Origin of the sequence: Roseococcus suduntuyensis (assembly GCF_014196305.1) — a bacterium.
Classification (GTDB): Bacteria; Pseudomonadota; Alphaproteobacteria; order Acetobacterales; family Acetobacteraceae; genus Roseococcus; species Roseococcus suduntuyensis.
In genome coordinates, this window is the sequence record NZ_JACIDJ010000002.1 from 702,731 (window position 1) to 722,937 (window position 20,207).

Below are 20,207 nucleotides of genomic sequence, written 5' to 3' on the forward strand. Positions count from 1 at the left end.
CGGCGGCGTTATTCCCATGGGCGCGCTTTTGGCGCGTCCAGCATCAGGGCCAGACGGCCCCAGCGGGAGGACACGCCAATGCCAGTCGGAACCATCTTGATCATCGTGGTGGTGATTCTCCTGCTGGGCGGGTTCTCCGGCCGCATCGGCGGCTACGGCTATGGCTATGGCCATGGCAGCATGGGTGTGCTGGGCGTCGTGCTGGTCGTGCTGCTGGTCCTGCTCATCCTCGGGAGGATCTGAGCATGGCGCTTCGCCACATCGCGCTGGGCGTGGCGACGGCGGGCCTGCTGGCCGCGTCACCCGCCACGGCGCAACCCCGCTGGGAGGGCAATCCGCCCACCCATGTCGAGACGGTGCGCGACCTCGCCCGCATGTGCGACCCCCAGCGCGGCGGCGTGCCGCGGCTGGAGGCCATCGCCTATTGCCAGGGCTACATCACGGCGGCCGTGCAGTTCCACCAGGTCACGCGGCGCGGCGCGCCCCTGTTCTGCGTGCCGGGCCGCGGGCCCAGCATCGCGGAATCCGGCGTGGGCTTCGCCGCCTGGGCGCGCGACAACCGCCGATACGCCAATGAACCGGCTCTCGACGGCATGCTGCGCTGGGCGCAGGTGAGCTTCCCCTGCCGTGGCCCCGGCCCCGGCCCGCGGCGCTGAGGAGCGACATGATGAACATGCGAACCAAAGGCATGGGCCTGTTGATGGCGGGCGGGCTGATCCTGTCCGGCTGCGCGGGCCTCGATGACACGTCCCAGCGCACCCTGACCGGCGCGGCCGGCGGGGCGGCCGTGGGCGGCATCCTCGGCTCCTTCAGCGGCGACACGGCGCTGGGTGCGGTGCTCGGCGCGGGTGTGGGCGGCGTGGGCGGCTATCTCTACGACCAGTCGCAGCAGCCGCGCTACGACTCCCGCCGCCCGCCGCCGCGCCGCGATTATCGCCGCCGCTATTGATTTCCCCCTTCCACCCGATTTTCGGAGATACGACCATGCGACGCTTCGCCCCCCTCCTGCCCGCCGTGATGCTGCTGGGCCTGGCCGCCTGCGGCGGCGCCGGTCTGACCGGCCAGCAGCCCCAGCGCCCCGCCGCGCCGCCGGTGGCCTACAACCCGCCGCCGCAGGCGCTGACGCAGCCGGAGGCGGATGTGCGCTGGCACCAGGTGCGCTTCGCCACCGCCAGCACGCGCCTGACCGAGAGCGACCGCGAGACCGTCCGCGAGGTGGCTGCCTCCATGCGGGACGAGAGCGCGCTGCGCGCCACCGTGATCGGCCGTGCCGACCCGGTGGGCCGTGACCAGGCGAATATGCGCCTCTCCCGCCAGCGGGCCGTGGCCGTGCGCGACGCGCTGGTGCGCGAGGGCGTGGCCCGCGACCGCATCGACACCCGCTGGACCGGCGACCGTCGTCCGCCCGCGGCCCAGGGCCCGGCGAGCACCGAGGAAGGTGGCGACCGCGTGGTGGACATCGCGCTGCAGCGGCGCGGCCAGGCGGACTGAGCCTGTTCCCGCACGCGGCCGCGCTTCGGCCGCGTGCGGACTTGACTGGAGCATGCTGCGTTCACGCCGCCTGCTCAATCCATCCTTGAGAGTGGGATTCGGCGTTTTCGCCGATTCCGCCTCAGCGCATCCCGCTCAGGGGTTGGAGACCGCCGGCGGTGCCGCGGTCTCCACCGGCGGCGCCAGGCTGGGCGGCGGGACAACGCAATTCTGTTCCCGCAGCGCGGTCTGGACCGCGTCATGCTCGCCGCGAAGGCGGCCGAGTTCCTCCCGACGATCCGTCGTGGCCGCCATCCCGATCAGCGCCGGCCAGAAGATGATCAACCCGACCGTCAGCAGTGCCGCATCCGCATTGGCATTCTCCCGCTGAAGGTTGGCGACGCGCGCGACCTCTCCATCCAGGCGGATGCGTTCCTCCTGGAGCTGGGCGCAGTTCCACGCGCGATAGGTGCTTGGACTGACATAGCGCGCGGTGATGTTCTCGGGCCGCGTGGCGCAGGCCGAGAGCAGCACGCCGCCGGCAAGCATCAGGGAAAGGGTGGATCGGTTCATGGTCGCCTCCTTGCGAGGCCACGATGAAGACTCAACCTCAAGTCAAAACCGGACGCCCCGCGAGCACGCGGAGGGAGTAGATTGTCAGTATCGGACGCATGGCTCGCATTCAGGAAGTCCGGACAACCCGATATTGTCGCCTATCCCCCCGCCCCGCATCATGGAGCCTGTTCTTTCAAGAGGTTCCCATGTCCCCAGGCCCCAACCGCAGCTTCCTCTTCGCCCCGGGAGACCATCCGCGCCGCGCGGAGAAGGTGCTGGAGGTGGGCGCCGACGCCGCCATCCTGGACCTGGAGGATGCGGTGGCCGTGGCCGCCAAGCCCGGCGCGCGCGAGGCCGTGCGCGCCGCGCTCGCCCGCCCCCGGCGCTGCCGCGGCTTCGTGCGGGTGAACGCCTTCGGCACGGAATGGTGCTTCGCAGACCTGCATGCCGTGGTGGGCCCGACGCTGGACGGCATCGTCCTGCCCAAGCTGGAAGATGGGGCGGAGCTGGTGGCCGTGGACTGGATGCTCTCGGCGCTGGAGCGCGAGCGCGGGCTGCCCCCGCGCGGCATAGAGGTCATGCCCATCCTGGAGACGGCGCTGGGTTTTTCCCGCCTGGGCGCGCTGGCCGCGCAGGCCAAGGCGCTGGGGGGGCGCGTGAGGCGGCTGGCCTTCGGCGCGGGGGATTACACGCTCGACCTCGGCCTCTCCTGGGGGCGCGCCGAGACGGAGCTGGAGACGGCCCGCGCCGCCATCGTGCTGCACAGCCGCGCGGCCGGGCTGGAGCCACCCATAGATACCGTCTGGATCGAGCTGCGCGACGCGGAGGGCTTTGCGGCCTCCTGCGCGCGGGGGGTGGCGCTGGGCTTCCAGGGCCGGCTCTGCATCCACCCGGACCAGGTGGGCGTGGTCAATGCCGCCTTCTCGCCGCCGCCCGAGGAGGTCGCGCGGGCCGAGCGCATCATCGCCGCCTTCGCCGAAGCCGAGGCGCGTGGCCTCGCCTCCATCCAGGTGGAGGGGCGCTTCGTGGACTACCCGATCGTGGAGCGGGCGCAGCGCCTGGTGGCGCTGGCTCGGTTGATCAGGGAAGCTCCGGGATCCGCTTGAGTGTCGCGCGGTAGGTGAAGCGGGGCGCCGGGTGGGCGCCTTCCGAAATCTCGTAGACGCGCCCCTGCCCGTCCAGGTAGCGGCGGCGGATGAGCAGGGCGGGCGTGCCGGGTTCCACCTCCAGCAGTTCCGCCTGGTGAGGGGGCACGTTGGAGGCGGCGATGTCCACCTCGATCAGTGCCGCCTGCACGCCGTAGCGGCGCTCGATCAGCGCGTAGAGCGGGCCGGGCAGCACGCCGATATCGTCCAGCGCCTCGGCGTATTCGGCGCGGATCAGCAGGGTGGTGAAGCACAGCGGCGCGGTGGTGACGCGCAGGCGGCGGATGGCCTCGACGCGCACCCAGGCCTCCCCCTCGCCGCAGCCGATCTGGGCCGCGGTCTCCGCATCGGCCTCGAAGGTACGGGCGCGCAGCACGGTCAGGCGGGTTTCCTGCGGGTATTGCAGCAGCTCCGCCATGTCCGTGATGTCCTGGACGAAGCGGTCGGGCGTGGCGAGCGCCAGCACGGTGGTGCCGCTGCCCTGGCGGCGCTGCACGAGGCCCGATTCCTCCAGCAGGCGCAGCGCCTCGCGCACCGTGTGGCGGGAGACGGCGAAGGTGGCGCACAGTTCGGTCTCGGTGGGCAGCATGGCGCCCACGGGCCAGACGCCGGCGCGCAGCTGGGCCGTCAATTCGTCCGCCACCTGGCGGTAGCGCGGACGGGGGTCCGCCTGCTCGCGCTTGTTCATTCCCAGTCCCGGGCCCGTGTTCATGGGTTTTCCATACATCGGCGGGCGGGCATGCGCCAAACCCACGGCCTTGCCACCCCGCCCCGCCTGACTTGACCGGACAAATGAAATGATCGCAAATTGCGGGAATCCAAGGAGAAATCACTGCATGTCCGACCCCACTCCGAACCCGCTCGACGGCGTTCGCGTCGTGGATGTCTCGAGCTTCCTGGCCGGCCCCTTCTGCACCACGCAGCTCGCCGAGTTCGGCGCCGAGGTGTTCAAGCTGGAACTGCCGGTGGTGGGCGACCCGTTGCGGAAGTTCGGCAGCGTGACCGAATGCGGTGAGACCCTGCCCTGGCTTTCGGAATGCCGAAACAAGAAATCCGCGACGCTGGACCTGCGCAAGCCCGAGGGGGCGGAACTGCTCAAGCGCATGGTGCGCGACGCCGACGTGCTGGTGGAGAACTTCCAGCCCGGCACCATGGAGAAATGGGGCCTGGGCTGGGAGGTGCTGCGCGAGGTCAACCCGCGCCTCATCATGGTCCGCATCTCGGGCTTCGGGCAGACGGGCCCTTATCGCGGGCGGCCGGGCTTCGGGCGGATCGGCAATGCCTTCGGCGGCCTCTCCTTCCTGGCGGGCTATCCGGACCGGCCGCCAGTGACACCCGGCTCGGCCACCATCCCGGACTACCTGGCTGGCCTCTATGGCGCGCTGGGCACGCTGCTGGCCATGCAGGCGCGGGAGAAGACGGGGCGCGGGCAGGTCGTGGATATCGGCCTCTACGAGCCCATCTTCCGCATCCTGGATGAGCTGGCGCCGTCCTATCAGCTCAACGGCTATATCCGGCAGCGCATGGGGCCCGGCACGGTGAACGTGGTACCGCACAGCCACTACCCGACCCAGGATGGCCGCTGGATCGCCATCGCCTGCACCTCCGACAAGATCTTCGCGCGCCTCGCCGAGGCCATGGGCGTGCCTGAATACGCCGAGGGCGGGAAGTGGGAGACGCTGGCCCAGCGCGAGGCGGAGCGCGCCATCGTGGACGAGTATGTCTCCGACTGGACCAGCACCATGACGCGCGACGAGGCCATCGCCACCTGCGAGAAGTTCCAGGTGCCCTGCGGCCCGGTCTATGCCATCGACGAGATCTTCGAGGACCCGCAATACAAGGCGCGGGAGAACATCAAGTGGATGAAGGACCCCCGCGTGGGCGAACTCGCCATCCCGAACCTGGTGCCCCGCCTGTCCGAGACGCCGGGCGAGGTGAAGTGGCTCGGCCCCTCCATGGGCGCGCACAATGACGAGGTGTATCGCGACTGGCTGCGCCTGGACGAGGCCGAGATCGAAAGGCTGACGTCGCTGCGCGTGATCTGACGCTTCCAGCCAAGTTCAAGCTGGCGGGCAACCCCTGCCGCCCTGCCACGTTCCCCCTTCGCAGCCCATGCGCGAGGGGAGGGACTGAGCATTGCCGATCGCCTATTGCGGCATCCCGGCCATACCGGCCGATGTCTGGATGCGTTGGAACTTCGACCCCGCGGTGTTGCTGGCGTTGGGCCTGCTGGGCTTGGCGGCCCATCGCGCGGGGGCCGCGCGCGCCGGCTGGGGCGCGGTGGCGGTGGGCTTCGTCATCTTCATCTCGCCGCTCTGCGCGCTGAGCGCGGCGCTCTTCTCGGCCCGCGTCGCGCACCACGCGCTGCTGGTGGCGGTGATGGCGCCGCTGCTGGCGCTGGCCTTTCCCAAGGGAGGGATGGGCCGGCGCGCGCTGCCGCTGGCGCCGCTGTTCGCCGTCCACATGCTCATCCTCTGGGCCTGGCATGTGCCGGCCTTCTACGCCTGGGCGCTGGAGACCGTCGCCGGCTACTGGTTCATGCAGGCCACCCTGCTGGCGAGTGCCATGCTGCTGTGGCGCGCGGCGCTGCGCCCCGGGGCCGAGGCCCATGGCATCGCGGCGCTGATCGGCACCGTGGGGCAGATGGGCATGCTGGGCGCCATCATCACCTTCGCGCCCCGCCCGCTCTACTTCGCCCATTGGCTGACGACGGAAAGCTGGGGCCTGAGCGCGCTGGAGGACCAGCAACTGGCCGGCCTCATCATGTGGGTGCCCGCGGTGCTGCCCTATCTGGCGGTGGCGGCCTGGCTGGGGCTGCGGCTGCTCGCCACCCCGCGCCCGGCCCGCTGAGGCGCCGCGCGTGCTGCTCTGGATCACGAAATACGTGCATGTCACGGCCATCAGCCTCTGGGCGGGCGGGCTGATCGCCATGCCCTTCCTGCTGCGGCAGACCGACGGGCTGCGCGGTTTCTCGCTGCACCGCCTGCACCGGATGTCGCGCATCTTCTACGTGGGCTGGCTCTCGCCCGCCGCCTTCCTGGCGATCGCGAGCGGCACGCTGCTGATCTTCCTGCGCGAGACCTTCGTCGAGTGGTTCACGCTGAAGCTCATCTTCGTCATGGCCCTGGCCGCGCTGCATGTGCGTCTGGGCCTGATCATCCTCTGGGTCTTCGACCCGCGCGAGCGGCTGAGCCCTTGGGGCGCGCGCCTGCTGACCACGGGCATCCTCGTCACCATCTGCGCCATCCTGGCCGTGGTGCTGTGGAAGCCCGTCCTGCCCTCCGAGGCCTGGGCGCCGGACCTGTTCCAGCCCGGCCGCCTCGGCGAGCTTTTCCCCCGCATTACCGCTTGGGTGACACCATGACGCCGACGCCATGATCCAGCACCAGCTTGCCCCCGTGCCAGCCAGCCACCGCGGTGAAGATCGCGGCCAGGACGGAGAGCGCCAGGCCATGCGGCAGCACCGGCGCCTCGACCAGCCGCACGCCCCAGTTGGCGGCCATGATGGAGATCAGCGTCATGGCGGCGGTGGCGTGAGTCCAGCTCGCCACGCGGATGCGGATGCCCTTCACGAAGACCAGCTCCGCCGTGCCGGCAATGGCGGCCGCGACACCCGTGATGAAGGCGAAGGCCGCGGCCCAGAGGCCGGTGCGGAGGAAGAACTCATCGCCCGTGATCCAGTAGAAGACGTCGCTGCCCAGCGTCGCGATCACCAGCGCGATGGGGAAATGCACCATCATGGCGTGGATGGGGTGACCCACGAGCGCGACGACCGAGCCGGTGCCCTCGCGCTCGATGGCCTCGATCACGGGGCTCGTGGGCGGCGCGTCATTGCGTTCTTCGCGGGGAATATCCGACATGGGGTACCTTTCGTGGCGGCGCTGCCGCTGCTGGGCTGCGCGGGGGAGCTGTCGGTGCTTCAACCCGCGGGCCCCATCGCGGGTTCCATCGCCACCCTCTCATGGGTGATGATGATCGGCAGCCTGTTCCTGACGGCGCTGATGACGGCGATCTTCTTCTTCGTCGTGTGGTGGCCTCGGCGGGCGGCGCGCATCTCGGCGCGCGCCTGGATCATCGGCGGCGGGCTGATCCTGCCCGGCCTGGTGCTGCCTCCGCTGGTGGTGGCGGCCGTGGTGGTGGGCGAGCGGATGATGCCGCATGACCCCGTGCCGCGCATCGAGGCGCACGCGCAGCAATTCTTCTGGACCTTCCGCTACCCCGACCATGGCGGCGCCGAGACGCGGGACCTGCTGCACCTGCCCGCCGGCCAGCCCGTGGACATCCACATCACCGCCGAAGATGTGATGCACGCCTTCTGGGTGCCGCGTCTGGCGGGCAAGCTCGACGCCGTGCCGGGCCATACCAACGTGCTGCGCCTGCAGGCCGATACGCCGGGGCGGCTTGAAGGGCTCTGCGCCGAGTTCTGCGGCCTGGGCCACAGCCATATGCGCTTCGAGGTGCGCGTCCACGCTCCGGACGAATTCGCGTCCGCCGTGGCGGCGGAGACCACACCCAGCGCGCCGGAGGCACGGCCATGAGCCAGGACCCCATCCGCCTGCACAAGGCATTGTCACGCATTTGGGCCACCGCGCCGGGCTTCGGGCGCGCCGCGGCGGTGAACCACAGCATCGTGGGCATGCGCTTCATGATCACGGCGGCCTTCTTCTTCGCCGTCGGCGGCATGCTGGCCATGCTGATCCGCGCGCAGCTCGCCACGCCGCAATCCGCCTTCATCGGGCCGGAGATCTACAACCAGATCTTCACGATGCACGGCACCATCATGATGTTCCTCTTCGCGATCCCGATGCTGGAGGGGCTCGCGATCTACATGCTGCCCAAGCTGCTGGGCGCGCGTGACCTCGCCTTCCCGCGCCTCTCGGCCTATGGCTACTGGTGCTACCTGTTTGGCGGCTTGATCCTGCTGGGCGCGCTGTTCGCGGGTGTGGCACCCGACAGTGGCTGGTTCATGTACACGCCGCTCTCCTCCAGCACCTATTCGCCGGGCATCAACGCCGATGTCTGGCTGCTCGGCGTCACCTTCGTGGAAATCTCCGCGATGACGCTGGCGGTGGAGCTGGTGGTCTCCATCCTGAAGCTGCGCGCGCCGGGGATGACACTCTCCCGCATGCCCATCTTCGGCTGGTACATCCTGGTGACGGCGCTGATGATGGTGGTGGGGTTCCCGCCGCTGATCCTGGGCTCGATCCTGCTGGAGATGGAGCGGGCCTTCGACCTGCCCTTCTTCGACCCGAACCGCGGCGGCGACCCGCTGCTCTGGGCGCACCTGTTCTGGCTGTTCGGGCACCCGGAGGTGTACATCATCTTCCTGCCGGCGGCGGGCGCGCTCTCCACCATCATCCCCGTTTTCGCGCAACGGCCGCTGGTGGGCTACAACGCGGTCGTCATCGCCATCATCGTGCTGGGCTTCCTGAGCTTCCTGATCTGGGCGCACCACATGTTCACGGTGGGCATCCCGCATCTGTCGCTCGCTTTCTTCTCCTTCGGCTCGGCGCTGGTGGCGGTGCCGACGGCGGTGCAGATCTTCGCCTGGCTGGCCACGCTGGCGCATGGGCGTCCGCGCTGGGACGTGCCCATGCTCTACATCGCGGGCTTCCTGGTGATCTTCGTGCTGGGGGGGCTGACGGGCGTCATGCTCGCCATCGTGCCCTTCAACTGGCAGGTGCATGACACCCACTTCGTGGTGGCGCATTTCCACTACGTGCTGGTGGGCGGCTTCGTCTTCCCGATGCTGGCGGCACTCTACTACTGGCTGCCGCAGGTGACGGGAAAGCTGCCCATGCACCGGCTCTCGGTGCCGGCCTTCTGGCTGCTGTTCATCGGGTTCAACCTCACCTTCCTGGTGATGCACTGGACCGGGCTGCTGGGCATGCCGCGCCGCGTCTACACCTTCTTGCCGGATGATGGCTGGACTTGGCTGAACCTGACCTCCTCCATCGGCGGCTTCCTGCTGACCATGGGCTTCGCGCTGGTGGCGATGGACGTCTTCCTGCAACGCAAGCTGGGCAAGGCCTTCCGCCGCGACCCATGGCAGGCGGCCACGCTGGAATGGGCAATGCCGACACCGGCCACGCCCTATGGCTTCGCGTCCCTGCCGCGGGTGGAAATGCGGGCGGACCGGCTCTCCCCGCGCGAGATCGGCCCCGAACTGGCCGCAGGCCGCGGATATCTCGGCCATGCGCGTAATGGCTGGCAAGAGACGTTGGGCGTGCACCGCGTCACGGGCGAGCCGGACCAGATCATCATCCTGCCGCGCCCGACCTTCCTGCCGCTCTGGACCGGGCTGTCCACGCTGGTGGTGGTGCTGGCCATGCTGTTCAAGCTCTACCCGCTGGCGCTGGCCGCGGCGATCTTCACGGCGGGGCTCTTGGTCTGGAGCGGGCGCGATGCCGGCCAGCCCCGGGACCATGGGCTGATGCCCGCCGGGCATGGCCTCGACCTTCCCCTGCACACCGAGGCGGCCGACCCGCCGCCCTTGCTGGCGCTGGCCTTCGCGCTGCTGGCGACGGGCACCATCCTGGCCTCGCTGCTGTTTGGCGTGGTCTATCTCTGGCTGAACGCGCCCAATTGGCCGCCGCCCGAGGTGATGGCACCCGGCCTGGTGCTGCCGGCGTTCATCGCGCTCGGCCTCGTGGCGGGGCCGGTGGGGGCGCGGCTGGCGCGCGGCGGCGTGGCACGGGGCGGCACGCCCTGGCTGGGCCTTGGCGTGCAGGCCCTGGGCAGTGTCGCCGCGATGGTGCTGCTGGTGCTGCTGATCCAGGACGCCCTGCCCGACCCGCGCGCTCATGCCTATGCGGCCACCAGCTTCGCGCTGCTGGGCTATGCCTGGCTGCATGTGGGGATCGCGCTGCTCTTCGTGATCAGCAACGCGCAGCGATGGGCGGGGGGCTACATCTCGCCGCGCCGGATACTGGATCTGCGGCTGACCCGGCTCTGGCAGGACTATGTGGCGGGGGCGGGGCTTGTCGCGCTGGCCGTGGCCATGGGGCTGCCGGCGCTGCTGTGATCGGGCCACCAGCCCTGGGCGTCGCGAGTCAGGGCTGGGGTTTCGAAGACGGAAACGACGGGGATCTCGCCGGGCCAGGAAGGCGCCCAGCGCCGCGTCTGCACCATGGCGACGCAGAGCCCCACCGGCACCACCCCCGCCTTGGCCAGCAGCCCAAGCCCGGCCTGGGCCGAGGCGCCGCTGCTCACCACGTCATCCACCAGCAGCACGCGCTTGCCGCGCAACCGGTCCAGCATCAGCGGGTCCAGCCAGAGGCGGCGTTCGCCCGTGGTGGTGATGGAATGGATGGTGACGCTCAGCGCCTCCTCATACCATCGCTTGCGCGAATAACCGGCGGCGACCCAATTGGAGTGGCCCAGCGCCTCGGCCACGAGGGGCGCGAAGACATGGCCCAGTGTGGGCAGGCCCAGCACGGCCTCCGCGCCCAGCGGCCGTGCCGCTTCCGCCATCCAGCCGGACAGCGCGCGGATCACGGGAAAGCTGGCCTGGGTGGCGATGAGGCCCGCCACGCCGATGTCCCGGATGGGCAGATGCAGCCAGCGTCCATCGGGCATGCGCGCCGGGTAGCGCGCCGTGAAGGGCGGGCCGGGGTCCGGCGCCGCGTCGAAATCCTGCCAGAAGTCCAGCTTTATTCGGCCGCCTGCTGGGGCGCGGTGGCGCCGTGCTTCGCACCCTTCTTGGCTTCCTTGGGGGGCTCATGCGCCATATCCTTCATCGCCTCCTGCACATGGCGGGAGAAGACGAATTCGGCCGGGCGCTGGTTGGAGAGATCAATCTCCGGCGCCATCGGTCCCTCGGTGCGCGGCCCGCGCAGCTGGGCGGCCACGGCCTTCCAGGGCTTGGTGATGGCGTCCAGCGCGGCGGTGGCCTCGAAGCCCGAATGCACCATGCAGTCGGCGCATTTCTCGTAGTTGCCGACGCCGTACTTGTCCCAATCCGTGCTGTCCATCAGCTCGGCGAAGGTCTTGGCGTAGCCCTCGCCCAGCAGGTAGCAGGGGCGCTGCCAGCCGAAGATGTTGCGCGTGGGGTTGCCCCAGGGCGTGCAGCCATAGGTCTGGTTGCCGGCCAGGAAGTCCAGGAACAGGGGCGAGTTGCCCATGCGCCAGCCTTTCCCCTTGCCCCGCGCGAAGATGTCGCGGAACAGGTTCTTGGTGGCCTGGCGGTTCAGGAAGTGCTTCTGGTCCGGCGCGCGCTCATAGGCATAGCCGGGCGAGAGCATGATGTTGTCCACGCCCATCGCCGTCACGTCGTCGAAGAACTTCGCGGTGCGCTCGGCGTCGGCGTTGTTGAACAGGGTGCAGTTGATGGCGGTGCGGAAGCCGCGCGCGCGAGCGTTCTTCAGCGCGGCCACCGCGCGGTCATAGACGCCTTCCTGGCTCACGGCCCAGTCGTGCTGGGCGCGGTCGCCATCCAGGTGGATGTCCCAGATGAAGCGCGGATGGGGCTTGTAGGCCTCGATACGCTTGTCCAGCAGCAGGGCGTTCGTGCAGAGGATGACGATGCGGCCCTGGGCCAGCAGCCCTTCCACGATCTGCGGCATTTCCTTGTGCAGCAGCGGCTCGCCGCCCGCGATGGCCACGACGGGGGCGCCGCATTCCTCAGCCGCGCCCAGGCAGTCCTCGACGGAGAGGCGCTTGTTCAGGATGGCGTCCGGATAGTCGATCTTCCCGCAGCCGGCGCAGGCCAAGTTGCAGCGGAACAAGGGTTCCAGCATCAGCACCAGGGGGAAGCGCTTGCGGCCCGCCAGCTTCTGGCGCACCACATAGGCCGCGACTTTCGCCTGCTGCGTCAAGGGGATGCCCATCAGGCGCTCTCCGATTCCGGGATAGGAAAGCACCGCTTACCATAGCTGCAACCCCGGCGCGAGGCCCGCTTCATGCGCGCCGGCCGAACCAGCCCCGCACCAGGCGGCGCAGCAGGGCCCAGAGGCCGGGCGCGGGCGGCGGTGCCTCGCCACGGGCGGCGCCTTCCAGGTTGCGGGCGAAATCCGCGGCCAGACCCGCCACCAGCCCCCGCACCAGGGCGGGGCGCGAGAACTGCGCGAGCGGGCCGGTCAGCCGCCAGCCGATGTCGAGGCGCAGCAGGCTGCCCGCGCCGGCCGGTTCCACCTGCCAGGTGACCTCGCCCTCGGCGGCATTGGCGCCCTCCGCCCCCCGGCCGCGCAGCACGCCCGTGCGCGTGGCGGCATCCAGGCGCAGCGTGCCCTCGCCCGCGAAGCGCGCGGCCAGCGGGCCCAACGCCACGCGGATTTCGCCCGCGATGGCCTCGCCCTCCCGGTGCAGCAGCCGCGCGCCGGGCAGGCAGGACACGGCCCGCGCGGGGTCGGAGAGGATGGCCCAGGCGGCGTCGGGGGCGAGCGCCAACGTCTCGGCATGCTCCAGCCGGTTGGTGAGCGCGGCCGTGGGCGCGGCGACGGCGGGCGGGGGTGCGGCGGTCGGCACCGCGACCGGGCGCGGCGGCGGCGCCGGCAAAGCGGGCCGCGTGGCCGCGACCTCCGCGATGGCGCGCACGATGCCGCGATAACCGGTGCAGCGGCAGAGATTGCCCGCCAGCTCCGCCCGGATGCGGTCCTCGTCCACGGCGCCCAGGCGCGTCACGATGTCGCGCGCCGTCACCATCATGCCCGGCGTGCAATAGCCGCATTGCAGGGCATGGTGGCGGTTGAAGGCGTCGCGCAGGGCGGCGGCCACGGGGTCGTCGTCCAGCCCCTCGATCGTGGTGACCTCCATGCCCGCCGCCTCATGCGCGTAGAGCAGGCAGGACCGCATGGGCTGGCCTTCCACCAGCACCGTGCAGGCACCGCAGACGCCCTGCTCGCAGCCCAGATGCGTGCCGGTCAGGCCGCAATGCTCGCGCAGCGCGTCGGCCAGGTGGGTGCGGGCGGGGGCGGCGATGTCGCGCGCCTCGCCATTCACGGTGAGCGTGATCATGCGTCCCTCATGGCCTGGGCGCGGGTGACGGCGATGGCGGCCAGGCGCTGGGCGGCCGGGTCGAGCCAGGGGAGACGCGCGGGGATGTCCTCCACGCGGTCCAGCAGGGTGGGCGGGCCTTCCACCGCGCCGGCCAGCAGGCGCCCGGGCGTGGCGATGCCGATGGCCTTGGCGAATTCACCGATCTTGCGGTTGATCTTGCAGTAACCCCAGCGCGCGCCGGGCGGCAGGCGCGGGATTTCGACGGCGGTGACGATCTCGCCGGCATCGAGCGCCGTGGTGAAGGGGGCGCGCAGGAAGCCATCGGCCGGAATGCGCCGACCGTCGCTGGTCAGGAGGGTGGCGCCCAGCGCCGCCATCACGCTCGGCCAGTCGGCGGCGGGGTCGGCGTGGGCGAGGCTGCCACCCAGCGTGCCGCGGTTGCGGACGGCGCGGTAGGCGATGCCCTGGGCGACGTGGCGCATGAGGCCGTTGGTCACGTCGGGGACGCGGCCATCCTCGATCTCGGCATGGGTGGTGGCGGCCCCCAAGGTCAGGTGCGTGGCGCTTTCGGTGAAGCCGCGCAGTCCGGGCAGGCGCTTGATGTCCACAACGCGCTCGGGCCGCACGAGGCGCAGGTTCAGCATGGGGCCGAGGGATTGCCCGCCGGCCAGGGGCTTGGCGCCGGCGGCCAGCAGCGTGCGCGCCTCGTCCAGCGTGGCGGCCGTGGCGTGTTCGAAGGCGACTGGCTTCACGACAGAGCCGCCAGCACACGCTCAGGCGTCGCCGGAATATCCGTCACCTCGCGCCCCAGATGCGCGATGGCGTCGTTGATGGCGTTCACGATGGCGGCCGGCGGGCCGATGGCGCCGCTCTCGCCGATGCCCTTCTGGCCGAAGCGGCTGATGGGCGAGGGCGTCTCCATGTGCAGGATCTCGATGTCCGGCACGTCCGACGCCCCTGGCAGCATGTAGTCCGCGAAGGTGGAGGCCAGCGGCTGTCCCGCCGCATCATAGGGCATCTCCTCGAACAGCGCGGTGCCGATGCCCTGCGCCGTGCCGCCCAGCACCTGGCCGTCGGCCACCAGCGGGTTCAGCAGCACGCCGCCATCCTCCACGATGACATAGCGCAGCAGGTCCACATGGCCGGTGGCGGGGTCCACCTCCACCTCCACGGCGTGCGCCGCGTAGCTGAAGGTGCCGGTATCGCGCGCCGTCTTGTGGCCCGCGGTGCATTCCAGGCCGCGCGCCTGCATGGCCTCGGTCAGGTTCTGGGGCGCGCGGTGGAAGGTGCGGGCCATTTCGGCCACGCTCACGCTCGCATTGCCCGCGCGCACGGCGCCTGCCTCGAACACCGCGTCCGGCGCCTGCAACAGGTGTTGGCCGATGGGCAGCAGGCGCTCGCGCAGCTCCGTGCAGGCCTCGGCCACGGCACCACCCGCCATCACGGCGCAGCGGCTGCCCCAGGTGCCGGTGCTGTAGGGGGTCAACGCCGTGTCGCCATGGATGAGCTGCACCCGCTCCACCGGCACGCCCAGGATTTCATGCGCGACCTGGGCCAGCGTCGTCTCCATGCCCTGCCCGTGGCTGTGGACGCCCACGCGCAGTTCCAGCCCGCCATCAGGGGTGAGGCGCGCCTGGCACGGCTCCGCGCCCGGCACGAAGGGAATGCCCCAGCCGTGATAGACGCTGGTGCCATGCGCCCCCTGCTCGCAGAAGATGGCGAAGCCCTGGCCGAGCAGGCGCCCCTTGTCGCGCGCGGCGCGCTGGCGTTGCGCGAAGCCGTCGCGGTCCATGGCGTCGGCCGCGCGGCGCAGCGCCTCGGGATAGTCGCCGCTGTCGAAGATTTTCTTCGTGATGTTGGTGTAGGGCATGTCCGCGGGGCCCGGCAGGTTGCGCAGCCGTACCGCGATGGGGTCCAGCCCCCCTGCCCGCGCCACCGCGTCCAGCGTGGTCTCCAGCGCGTAGCACACGCCCGTCCGCGCCACGCCGCGATAGGGCAGGATGGGCGGCTTGTTGGTGGCGACACTCCAGGTGCGGCAGCGATAGCGCGGCACCACATAGGGGCCGGGCAGGATGGAGCCGATCTGCGCCCCCTCCAGGCAGGCGCTGAAGGGGTAGGCGCTGTAGGCGCCCACATCCACATGCGCCTCGCAGTCCAGGGCCAGGATGGTGCCGTCATGGTCGGCATGGACGGTGATGTCGTAGTGGTGCTCGCGGCAATTGGCCTGGCCAGCGAGCCCCTCGCGCCGATCCTCGATCCAGCGCAGCGGCGTGCCACCCAGGCGCCGGGCGAGCCAGCCGATGGCGACCTCCTCCTGGAGAAGAATTCCCTTGTAGCCGAAGCCGCCGCCCACATCGGGGCTGATGATCCGCACCTGCGATTCCTGCAGGCCGAGGCATTCCGCCAGCCCCGTCTTGGTCACATGCACCATCTGGGAGGAGGTGTGCATTTCCAGCTGCGACAGCCGCGTGTCCCAGCGGGCGACCACGCCGCGACCTTCCAGCGGGGCCATGTGCTGGCGCGCGGTGCGCAGGCGGCGGCGGACCACGATGGGGGCCTGCACCGCGGAAAGGTCATCCTCCACCAGCGAATGCAGCACGACATTGTCCGGCCAGCCCTCATGGATGGGCGGGCCGGCGCGATGCGCCAGCATGTCGGTGGCGGGCGGCAGTTCCTCGATGTCCAGCGCGATGGCGTCGAGGATGTCCTCGGCCTCGGCGCGGGTGGCGGCGACCACCATGGCGATGGGCTCGCCCACCTGGCGCACGCGGTCCGTGGCAAGCGGCCACTGGTCGGTGCGGCGGAAGCCCGGCAGGGCGGAGGGCGCGCGGATAGGTTGCACGCCATCCAGGTCCGCCATGGTGAACACCATTGCCCCCTGCGGCGCCCGCAGCCCCCGCACCACCCCATGCGCCACCGGGCTGCGGAGGAAGGCCACCTCGCGCATGCCGGCCATCGCGATGTCCGCCACATAGCGGCCGCGGCCGCGCAGGAAGCGGTCATCCTCGCGCCTCGGCAGCGCGGCGCCCACACCCTGCGCCGACATGGTCACGCCGCGATGGCGGCGGGCAGGATGGGCGCGGTAGCGTCGAAGCGCACGCCACCCTTAAGGCAGAAGGCGGGTTGCAGCAGGCGGTCGGCAACGACCTCGGTGCCCTCGTTGTCGGCCATCTTGAAGCGGCCGCGCAGGTCGTCCAGCACCGAGACATCCGCCATCGCACCGATGCGCAGCGTGCCGATGCCATCGTCCAGCTTCAGCATGGCGGCGGGACCGGTGGTCACCATGGGCACCACCTGCTCGAAGGGCACGCCCAGCGCGATCATCTCGCTCATCGCCAGCGTCAGCGAGAAGCGGGCCTTGCCGGTGAAGGGATGGTCTTCCTCCGGGTCCGAGTGGTTGGCGGGCGTGCCGGGCGGGGCCGGGATGCGCGTGTTGTAGCCGTGCATGTCGGCGCCCAGCGTGTCGGGCATGATGCCGGCGTCGAGGCTGATGCGCGCCATCTTGAAGCTGAAATGGCTGCCATGGCCCACATCCACCTTCAGCCCGGCATCGAGGGCGGCCTGCACCATGGCATGCACCTTGCCGGTGCGCCGGTCCACGAAGCCGCCGGGGTGGCGGGTGAAGGGGTGCGCCAGGATATCGCCCGGGCGCAGGAGGGGAACCACCAGCGGCAGGATCTCATCCGCGTCCACACCGTTGTTGCCCGTCTCGGGCGTGGGCCAGAGCTGGCCGAAATGGCAGTAGACGGGCAGGTCCGCCTCGCGCCCGATCTGCGCGGCCTTCTTCAGCACCTCAAGCCCGTAGCGCGCCATGTTGCCGATCTCGGCATGGGCCTTCACGCCGCGCACCAGGCCGGGATTGGCGCGGGCGGCCTTCACGGTGGCGTCCACATCCACATGCTCGGGACCGTACAGGGTTGGGTAGTAATGGCCCTCCAGCCCGCCCACGACATAGGCGCTGATGAAGCTGAAGACGCGCGAATGCGCGGGCTTGGCGATGAACTCGTTGAAGCCCGGCAGCGTCATGCACGACGCCCCGCCCTGGTCCACCAGCGCCGTCACGCCGCTGTGCACGCCGGCCATGTCCGCCGGCAGGCCGAAGCGGCCGGAGACATAGGTGTAGATGTGCGCATGCGTGTCCACCATGCCGGGCAGGACGATCTTGTCCTTCACCGACACCACCTCGCGCGCGGAGCTCGCCAGGATGTCGGGCTGGATGGCGGCGATGCGGCCATCCTTGATCGCCACGTCCATGATACCGTCGAGTTGGCTCGCCGGGCAGACCACACGTCCGCCCTTCAGCAGGATGTCATATTGCATGGTCGTTTCCCTCGGTCAGTGTCCGTATTTGCGGAGGATGAGGCGTTCCAGCCCAGCCACCGCGCCATAGAGAACCAGCCCCACCACGCAGAGCATGGCGATGGAGGCCATGATGAGCGACGTCTCGGCCTGGCTGGAGGCGAAGAGGATCAGGTAGCCTAGCCCCGCCTGCGCCGTGATGAACTCACCCACGATCACGCCGATGATGGCGAAGGTGACGGCGATCTTCAGCCCCGAGAAGATGTGCGGCAGCGCATAGGGAAAGCGCACCGACAGGAACACCTGCCAGGAGCGCGCCGTCAGCGCCTTGCACAGGCGCAGCATGTCGGGCGGCGTGGCGTTCAGCCCCGTCAGCGTCGCGATCACCACCGGGAAGAAGGCGATGAACATGGAAAAGGCCAAACGGGACGGTGAGCCGATGCCCAGCCACACGATGAACAGTGGCGCGAGCGCAATCTTGGGAATCAGCTGGAAGAAGATCACGTTGGGATAGAGCGCCGCATAGGCCCAGCGGGAATAGGACAGCAGCACGGCCAGCGCGATGCCCAGCACCGTCGCCAGCAGGAAGCCGATGGCGGCCTCGGTGCCTGTGGGCACGGCATGCTGCACCAGGAAGGGCCAGGCGGAGATGATGCGCGCGTAGATGGCCGAAGGCGTGGGCAGGATCACCTCCGGCACCGCATAGGCGCGGCAGAGGAACTCCCACAGCAGCAGCACCGCCGCCGCGAACAGGACGGGCAGGCCGAGTTGCAGCGCGGGGTGGCGCGACAGGTCGCGCCGCTCCAGGTTTGGCGGCGCCACGGCCACCGGCGTCACATCGCCCAATTGCGTGGCACTCATGCCGCCACCTTGATGCTGTGCTCGATCATGCCGCGCAGGCGCGCCACGATGGCGGTGAATTCAGGGCTGTCCTGCACGCTCTCATCGCGCGGGCGGGCGAAGGGGATCTTCACATCGGCCACCACCACGGCGGGGCGCTTGGTCATGACCAGCACACGGTCGGAGAGCAGCACCGCCTCGCGGATGGAGTGGGTGATGAAGATGCCGGTCTTGCGGTGCCGCGCCCAGAGATCGAGCAGCACCAGCGCCATCTCGTCGCGCGTGATGGCGTCCAGCGCGCTGAAGGGCTCGTCCATCAGCATGATAGAGGGGGTGTGGACCAGCGAACGGCACAATGCCACGCGCTGGCGCATGCCGCCCGACAACTCGCGCGGGCGCTTCTCCATGAAGTCGCCGAGGCCCACGGAATGCAGCAGTTCCTCCGCGCGGGCCACGTATTTCTCGCGCGGCAGGCGCATCATCTTGATGGGGAACAGCACGTTGTCCAGCGCCGAAAGCCAGGGCAGCAGCGTCGCGTCCTGGAACACCAGCCCCGCATCGCGCCGCGGTCCCACCATGGGCTGCCCCGCGATGGTGATGCTGCCGGCGGTGATGTTCTCCAGCCCCGCCAGCATCATCAGCAGCGTGGATTTCCCGCAGCCCGAGGGGCCGAGGATGGAGACGAACTCCCCCTCGGCGATGTCCACCGAGACGCCGGCCACCGCCTCGATCGGCCCGGCCGGCGAGGCATAGGTCTTGCGGACTCCACGCAGGCTGATCATCAGCCGAGCATCGCGCCGAAGGGGGCGAGGCGCGTGCGCTGCGCTTCCCATTCCGCCGGCGTCAGCTTGATGCGGCCGGCGAAGCGGTTGGAGATGATGGCGTCGGTGTCCGGGCGGCGGGCATCGGCCGGCGCGCCGAATTCCATCACCAGGTCGGTCATGGCGTTCCACTTGGCCATGTCGGTGTAGCCCAGGCCGTTGTCGATGGCCTCGGGCGCCAGCATGGTCCACTGCATCAGACCCTGCGAGAGCGCCGCGTTCTGCCGCCCGCCCGAGGTGATGCCGATCTCGGGCACCTGGCGCACGAACATGTCCAGCGCGCGGTCGGGCTCGCGCAGCTGCAGCGCGGCGGCTTCCAGCAGCGCGTCGGTGATGGCCTCGGCCTGGGCGGCATTGTTCCGCAGCGTCTCCGGCCGCGTGCAGATCACGTTGGCGTAGAAGTTCAGCCCGGCCGAGGAATAGGGGATGAACCGGTGCTGGGCGTTCTGCGCCTGCATCACCGGAATGGTGGAGGAGCCGATGGCCGTGATCGCGTCCACCTGGCGGTCGATCAGCGACCGCTCCAGCACGCGGTTGTCCATCTGCTGGATGGTGACGGTGGAGAGGTCAATGTTCGCGCGCCGCGCGAAGGCCGGCCAGAAGGGGAATTCCGCGCTGGTCGGCACGGCGCCGAGGCGCTTGCCCTCCAGATCCTTCGCGGTGCGGATGGGGCTGTCGGCGCGGACCGCGATGCCCATGGTCATGTCGTAGTTGACCGTCGCCATGCCCGTGATGGGCAGCTGCCGCGCGGCGGCCAGCACCATGGGGCCGGCGCCCACGATCGCGTAGTCGAACTGCCCCTGCGCCAGCGCCTGGGCGGCGGCGACGGAGCCGAAGCCGCGCGTCACGTCCACGTTCAAGCCGCGGCTGCGGAAGGCGCCCATCTCGCGCGCGATGAAGGCATAGGCGGTGGAGCCCTGCGCCAGCCAGGGCAGCGTCAGCCGGATCGCGGCCTGGGCGCGCGCAATCTGCGGCGTGGCGAGGATGGCGGTGCCGGCGACAAGCGCGGTGCGGCGGGACAGCAAGGGCATGGGCAGGCTCCAGCGCGATATTGCGTGTACGGAGCATCTGTGCCCTTCACCTCCGGCCCCGCGCAACCGCCATCCGGACCTCCATGCGATGAAACCACAGGCTTCCGCCC

The 20,207-nt window shown here is 70.2% G+C and carries 22 protein-coding genes; 10 read left to right on the plus strand and 12 right to left on the minus strand.

Annotated features, from left to right (window positions below; translation table 11 throughout):
• Positions 1-78 precede the first annotated feature (78 nt).
• The 4 genes from GGQ83_RS09780 to GGQ83_RS09795 are packed head-to-tail and all read left to right on the plus strand — an operon-like array spanning position 79 to position 1,491.
• Positions 79-243, plus strand: coding sequence for a DUF3309 family protein (locus GGQ83_RS09780; protein ID WP_184383574.1), 165 nt, complete (start codon positions 79-81; stop codon positions 241-243).
• Positions 244-245: 2 nt separating this feature from the next.
• On the plus strand, positions 246-656 hold the full coding sequence (locus GGQ83_RS09785) for a Rap1a/Tai family immunity protein (RefSeq protein WP_184383575.1): 411 nt from the start codon (positions 246-248) through the stop codon (positions 654-656).
• Positions 657-673: 17 nt separating this feature from the next.
• Positions 674-949, plus strand: a complete 276-nt coding sequence (locus GGQ83_RS09790; protein ID WP_207017816.1) for a glycine zipper domain-containing protein — start codon at positions 674-676, stop codon at positions 947-949.
• Positions 950-984: 35 nt separating this feature from the next.
• On the plus strand, positions 985-1,491 hold the full coding sequence (locus tag GGQ83_RS09795) for an OmpA family protein (protein ID WP_184383577.1): 507 nt from the start codon (positions 985-987) through the stop codon (positions 1,489-1,491).
• A 135-nt stretch (positions 1,492-1,626) separates the two neighbouring features.
• Here the strand turns inward: GGQ83_RS09795 and GGQ83_RS09800 are convergent, their stop codons facing one another.
• Entirely contained in the window at positions 1,627-2,043 is a 417-nt protein-coding gene (locus GGQ83_RS09800; RefSeq protein ID WP_184383578.1) for a hypothetical protein, read from the minus strand.
• Between the two features lie 188 nt (positions 2,044-2,231).
• Between GGQ83_RS09800 and GGQ83_RS09805 the strand changes: the two genes are divergently transcribed.
• A complete protein-coding gene (locus tag GGQ83_RS09805; protein WP_184383579.1) occupies positions 2,232-3,131 on the plus strand; it encodes an HpcH/HpaI aldolase/citrate lyase family protein in 900 nt (299 codons plus the stop codon).
• Here the strand turns inward: GGQ83_RS09805 and GGQ83_RS09810 are convergent.
• Positions 3,106-3,858: a GntR family transcriptional regulator gene (locus tag GGQ83_RS09810; RefSeq protein WP_184383580.1), complete on the minus strand. Its 753-nt coding sequence runs from the start codon at positions 3,856-3,858 to the stop codon at positions 3,106-3,108. The genes GGQ83_RS09805 and GGQ83_RS09810 overlap by 26 nt on opposite strands.
• 148 nt (positions 3,859-4,006) lie before the next feature.
• On the opposite strand from GGQ83_RS09810, the gene GGQ83_RS09815 reads away from it, so the two are divergent.
• The 3 genes from GGQ83_RS09815 (at position 4,007) to GGQ83_RS09825 (ending at position 6,534) form a co-directional block, all read left to right on the plus strand.
• Positions 4,007-5,215 carry a CaiB/BaiF CoA transferase family protein gene (locus GGQ83_RS09815; RefSeq protein ID WP_184383581.1) on the plus strand — a complete coding sequence of 403 codons (1,209 nt, stop codon included), beginning with the start codon at positions 4,007-4,009 and terminating at the stop codon, positions 5,213-5,215.
• A gap of 91 nt (positions 5,216-5,306) precedes the next feature.
• Positions 5,307-6,020, plus strand: a complete 714-nt coding sequence (locus GGQ83_RS09820; RefSeq protein WP_242534801.1) for a cytochrome c oxidase assembly protein — start codon at positions 5,307-5,309, stop codon at positions 6,018-6,020.
• Positions 6,021-6,030: 10 nt separating this feature from the next.
• A complete protein-coding gene (locus tag GGQ83_RS09825; RefSeq protein ID WP_207017814.1) occupies positions 6,031-6,534 on the plus strand; it encodes a hypothetical protein in 504 nt (167 codons plus the stop codon).
• On the opposite strand, the gene GGQ83_RS09830 is transcribed toward GGQ83_RS09825, so the two are convergent.
• Entirely contained in the window at positions 6,512-7,030 is a 519-nt protein-coding gene (locus tag GGQ83_RS09830; RefSeq protein WP_184383582.1) for a DUF2231 domain-containing protein, read from the minus strand. The genes GGQ83_RS09825 and GGQ83_RS09830 overlap by 23 nt on opposite strands.
• Positions 7,031-7,042: 12 nt before the next feature.
• Between GGQ83_RS09830 and coxB the strand changes: the two genes are divergently transcribed.
• Both coxB and ctaD read left to right on the plus strand, forming a co-directional pair.
• On the plus strand, positions 7,043-7,708 hold the full coding sequence (gene coxB, locus GGQ83_RS09835; RefSeq protein WP_184383683.1) for a cytochrome c oxidase subunit II: 666 nt from the start codon (positions 7,043-7,045) through the stop codon (positions 7,706-7,708).
• Positions 7,705-10,194 carry a cytochrome c oxidase subunit I gene (gene ctaD, locus GGQ83_RS09840; protein WP_184383583.1) on the plus strand — a complete coding sequence of 830 codons (2,490 nt, stop codon included), beginning with the start codon at positions 7,705-7,707 and terminating at the stop codon, positions 10,192-10,194. Before coxB ends, ctaD begins: the two co-directional genes overlap by 4 nt.
• On the opposite strand, the gene GGQ83_RS09845 is transcribed toward ctaD, so the two are convergent.
• The 9 genes from GGQ83_RS09845 to GGQ83_RS09885 all read right to left on the minus strand — a co-directional run bounded on the left by GGQ83_RS09845 (position 10,131) and on the right by GGQ83_RS09885 (position 20,097).
• On the minus strand, positions 10,131-10,826 hold the full coding sequence (locus GGQ83_RS09845; RefSeq protein ID WP_311727801.1) for a phosphoribosyltransferase: 696 nt from the start codon (positions 10,824-10,826) through the stop codon (positions 10,131-10,133). The genes ctaD and GGQ83_RS09845 overlap by 64 nt on opposite strands.
• Positions 10,823-11,998: an adenosyl-hopene transferase HpnH gene (gene hpnH, locus GGQ83_RS09850; RefSeq protein ID WP_184383584.1), complete on the minus strand. Its 1,176-nt coding sequence runs from the start codon at positions 11,996-11,998 to the stop codon at positions 10,823-10,825. Before hpnH ends, GGQ83_RS09845 begins: the two co-directional genes overlap by 4 nt.
• Before the next feature lie 70 nt (positions 11,999-12,068).
• Entirely contained in the window at positions 12,069-13,124 is a 1,056-nt protein-coding gene (locus tag GGQ83_RS09855) for a 2Fe-2S iron-sulfur cluster-binding protein (protein ID WP_184383585.1), read from the minus strand.
• Entirely contained in the window at positions 13,121-13,858 is a 738-nt protein-coding gene (locus tag GGQ83_RS09860; protein ID WP_184383586.1) for an FAD binding domain-containing protein, read from the minus strand. Before GGQ83_RS09860 ends, GGQ83_RS09855 begins: the two co-directional genes overlap by 4 nt.
• Positions 13,855-16,152 (minus strand): xanthine dehydrogenase family protein molybdopterin-binding subunit, encoded by a 2,298-nt coding sequence (locus GGQ83_RS09865; protein ID WP_184383587.1) that lies wholly within the window; start codon positions 16,150-16,152, stop codon positions 13,855-13,857. Before GGQ83_RS09865 ends, GGQ83_RS09860 begins: the two co-directional genes overlap by 4 nt.
• A gap of 2 nt (positions 16,153-16,154) precedes the next feature.
• A complete protein-coding gene (locus GGQ83_RS09870; protein ID WP_184383588.1) occupies positions 16,155-17,426 on the minus strand; it encodes an amidohydrolase/deacetylase family metallohydrolase in 1,272 nt (423 codons plus the stop codon).
• Positions 17,427-17,441: 15 nt separating this feature from the next.
• The gene (locus tag GGQ83_RS09875) at positions 17,442-18,266 is read right to left on the minus strand and encodes an ABC transporter permease (protein ID WP_184383589.1); all 825 of its coding nucleotides are present in this window, start codon (positions 18,264-18,266) and stop codon (positions 17,442-17,444) included.
• A complete protein-coding gene (locus GGQ83_RS09880; RefSeq protein WP_184383590.1) occupies positions 18,263-19,027 on the minus strand; it encodes an ABC transporter ATP-binding protein in 765 nt (254 codons plus the stop codon). The genes GGQ83_RS09875 and GGQ83_RS09880 overlap by 4 nt, the downstream gene beginning before the upstream one ends.
• On the minus strand, positions 19,027-20,097 hold the full coding sequence (locus GGQ83_RS09885) for an ABC transporter substrate-binding protein (protein ID WP_184383591.1): 1,071 nt from the start codon (positions 20,095-20,097) through the stop codon (positions 19,027-19,029). The genes GGQ83_RS09880 and GGQ83_RS09885 overlap by 1 nt, the downstream gene beginning before the upstream one ends.
• Positions 20,098-20,207 lie beyond the last annotated feature (110 nt).

Bases quoted from the DNA above. Each gene is read 5' to 3' on its own strand.
- GGQ83_RS09780 (WP_184383574.1), top strand. From the start codon at position 79: ATGCCAGTCGGAACCATCTTGATCATCGTGGTGGTGATTCTCCTGCTG.
- GGQ83_RS09785 (WP_184383575.1), top strand. From the start codon at position 246: ATGGCGCTTCGCCACATCGCGCTGGGCGTGGCGACGGCGGGCCTGCTG.
- GGQ83_RS09790 (WP_207017816.1), top strand. From the start codon at position 674: ATGCGAACCAAAGGCATGGGCCTGTTGATGGCGGGCGGGCTGATCCTG.
- GGQ83_RS09795 (WP_184383577.1), top strand. From the start codon at position 985: ATGCGACGCTTCGCCCCCCTCCTGCCCGCCGTGATGCTGCTGGGCCTG.
- GGQ83_RS09800 (WP_184383578.1), bottom strand. From the start codon at position 2,043: ATGAACCGATCCACCCTTTCCCTGATGCTTGCCGGCGGCGTGCTGCTC.
- GGQ83_RS09805 (WP_184383579.1), top strand. From the start codon at position 2,232: ATGTCCCCAGGCCCCAACCGCAGCTTCCTCTTCGCCCCGGGAGACCAT.
- GGQ83_RS09810 (WP_184383580.1), bottom strand. From the start codon at position 3,858: ATGAACAAGCGCGAGCAGGCGGACCCCCGTCCGCGCTACCGCCAGGTG.
- GGQ83_RS09815 (WP_184383581.1), top strand. From the start codon at position 4,007: ATGTCCGACCCCACTCCGAACCCGCTCGACGGCGTTCGCGTCGTGGAT.
- GGQ83_RS09830 (WP_184383582.1), bottom strand. From the start codon at position 7,030: ATGTCGGATATTCCCCGCGAAGAACGCAATGACGCGCCGCCCACGAGC.
- ctaD (WP_184383583.1), top strand. From the start codon at position 7,705: ATGAGCCAGGACCCCATCCGCCTGCACAAGGCATTGTCACGCATTTGG.
- hpnH (WP_184383584.1), bottom strand. From the start codon at position 11,998: ATGGGCATCCCCTTGACGCAGCAGGCGAAAGTCGCGGCCTATGTGGTG.
- GGQ83_RS09855 (WP_184383585.1), bottom strand. From the start codon at position 13,124: ATGATCACGCTCACCGTGAATGGCGAGGCGCGCGACATCGCCGCCCCC.
- GGQ83_RS09865 (WP_184383587.1), bottom strand. From the start codon at position 16,152: ATGTCGGCGCAGGGTGTGGGCGCCGCGCTGCCGAGGCGCGAGGATGAC.
- GGQ83_RS09870 (WP_184383588.1), bottom strand. From the start codon at position 17,426: ATGCAATATGACATCCTGCTGAAGGGCGGACGTGTGGTCTGCCCGGCG.
- GGQ83_RS09875 (WP_184383589.1), bottom strand. From the start codon at position 18,266: ATGAGTGCCACGCAATTGGGCGATGTGACGCCGGTGGCCGTGGCGCCG.
- GGQ83_RS09880 (WP_184383590.1), bottom strand. From the start codon at position 19,027: ATGATCAGCCTGCGTGGAGTCCGCAAGACCTATGCCTCGCCGGCCGGG.
- GGQ83_RS09885 (WP_184383591.1), bottom strand. From the start codon at position 20,097: ATGCCCTTGCTGTCCCGCCGCACCGCGCTTGTCGCCGGCACCGCCATC.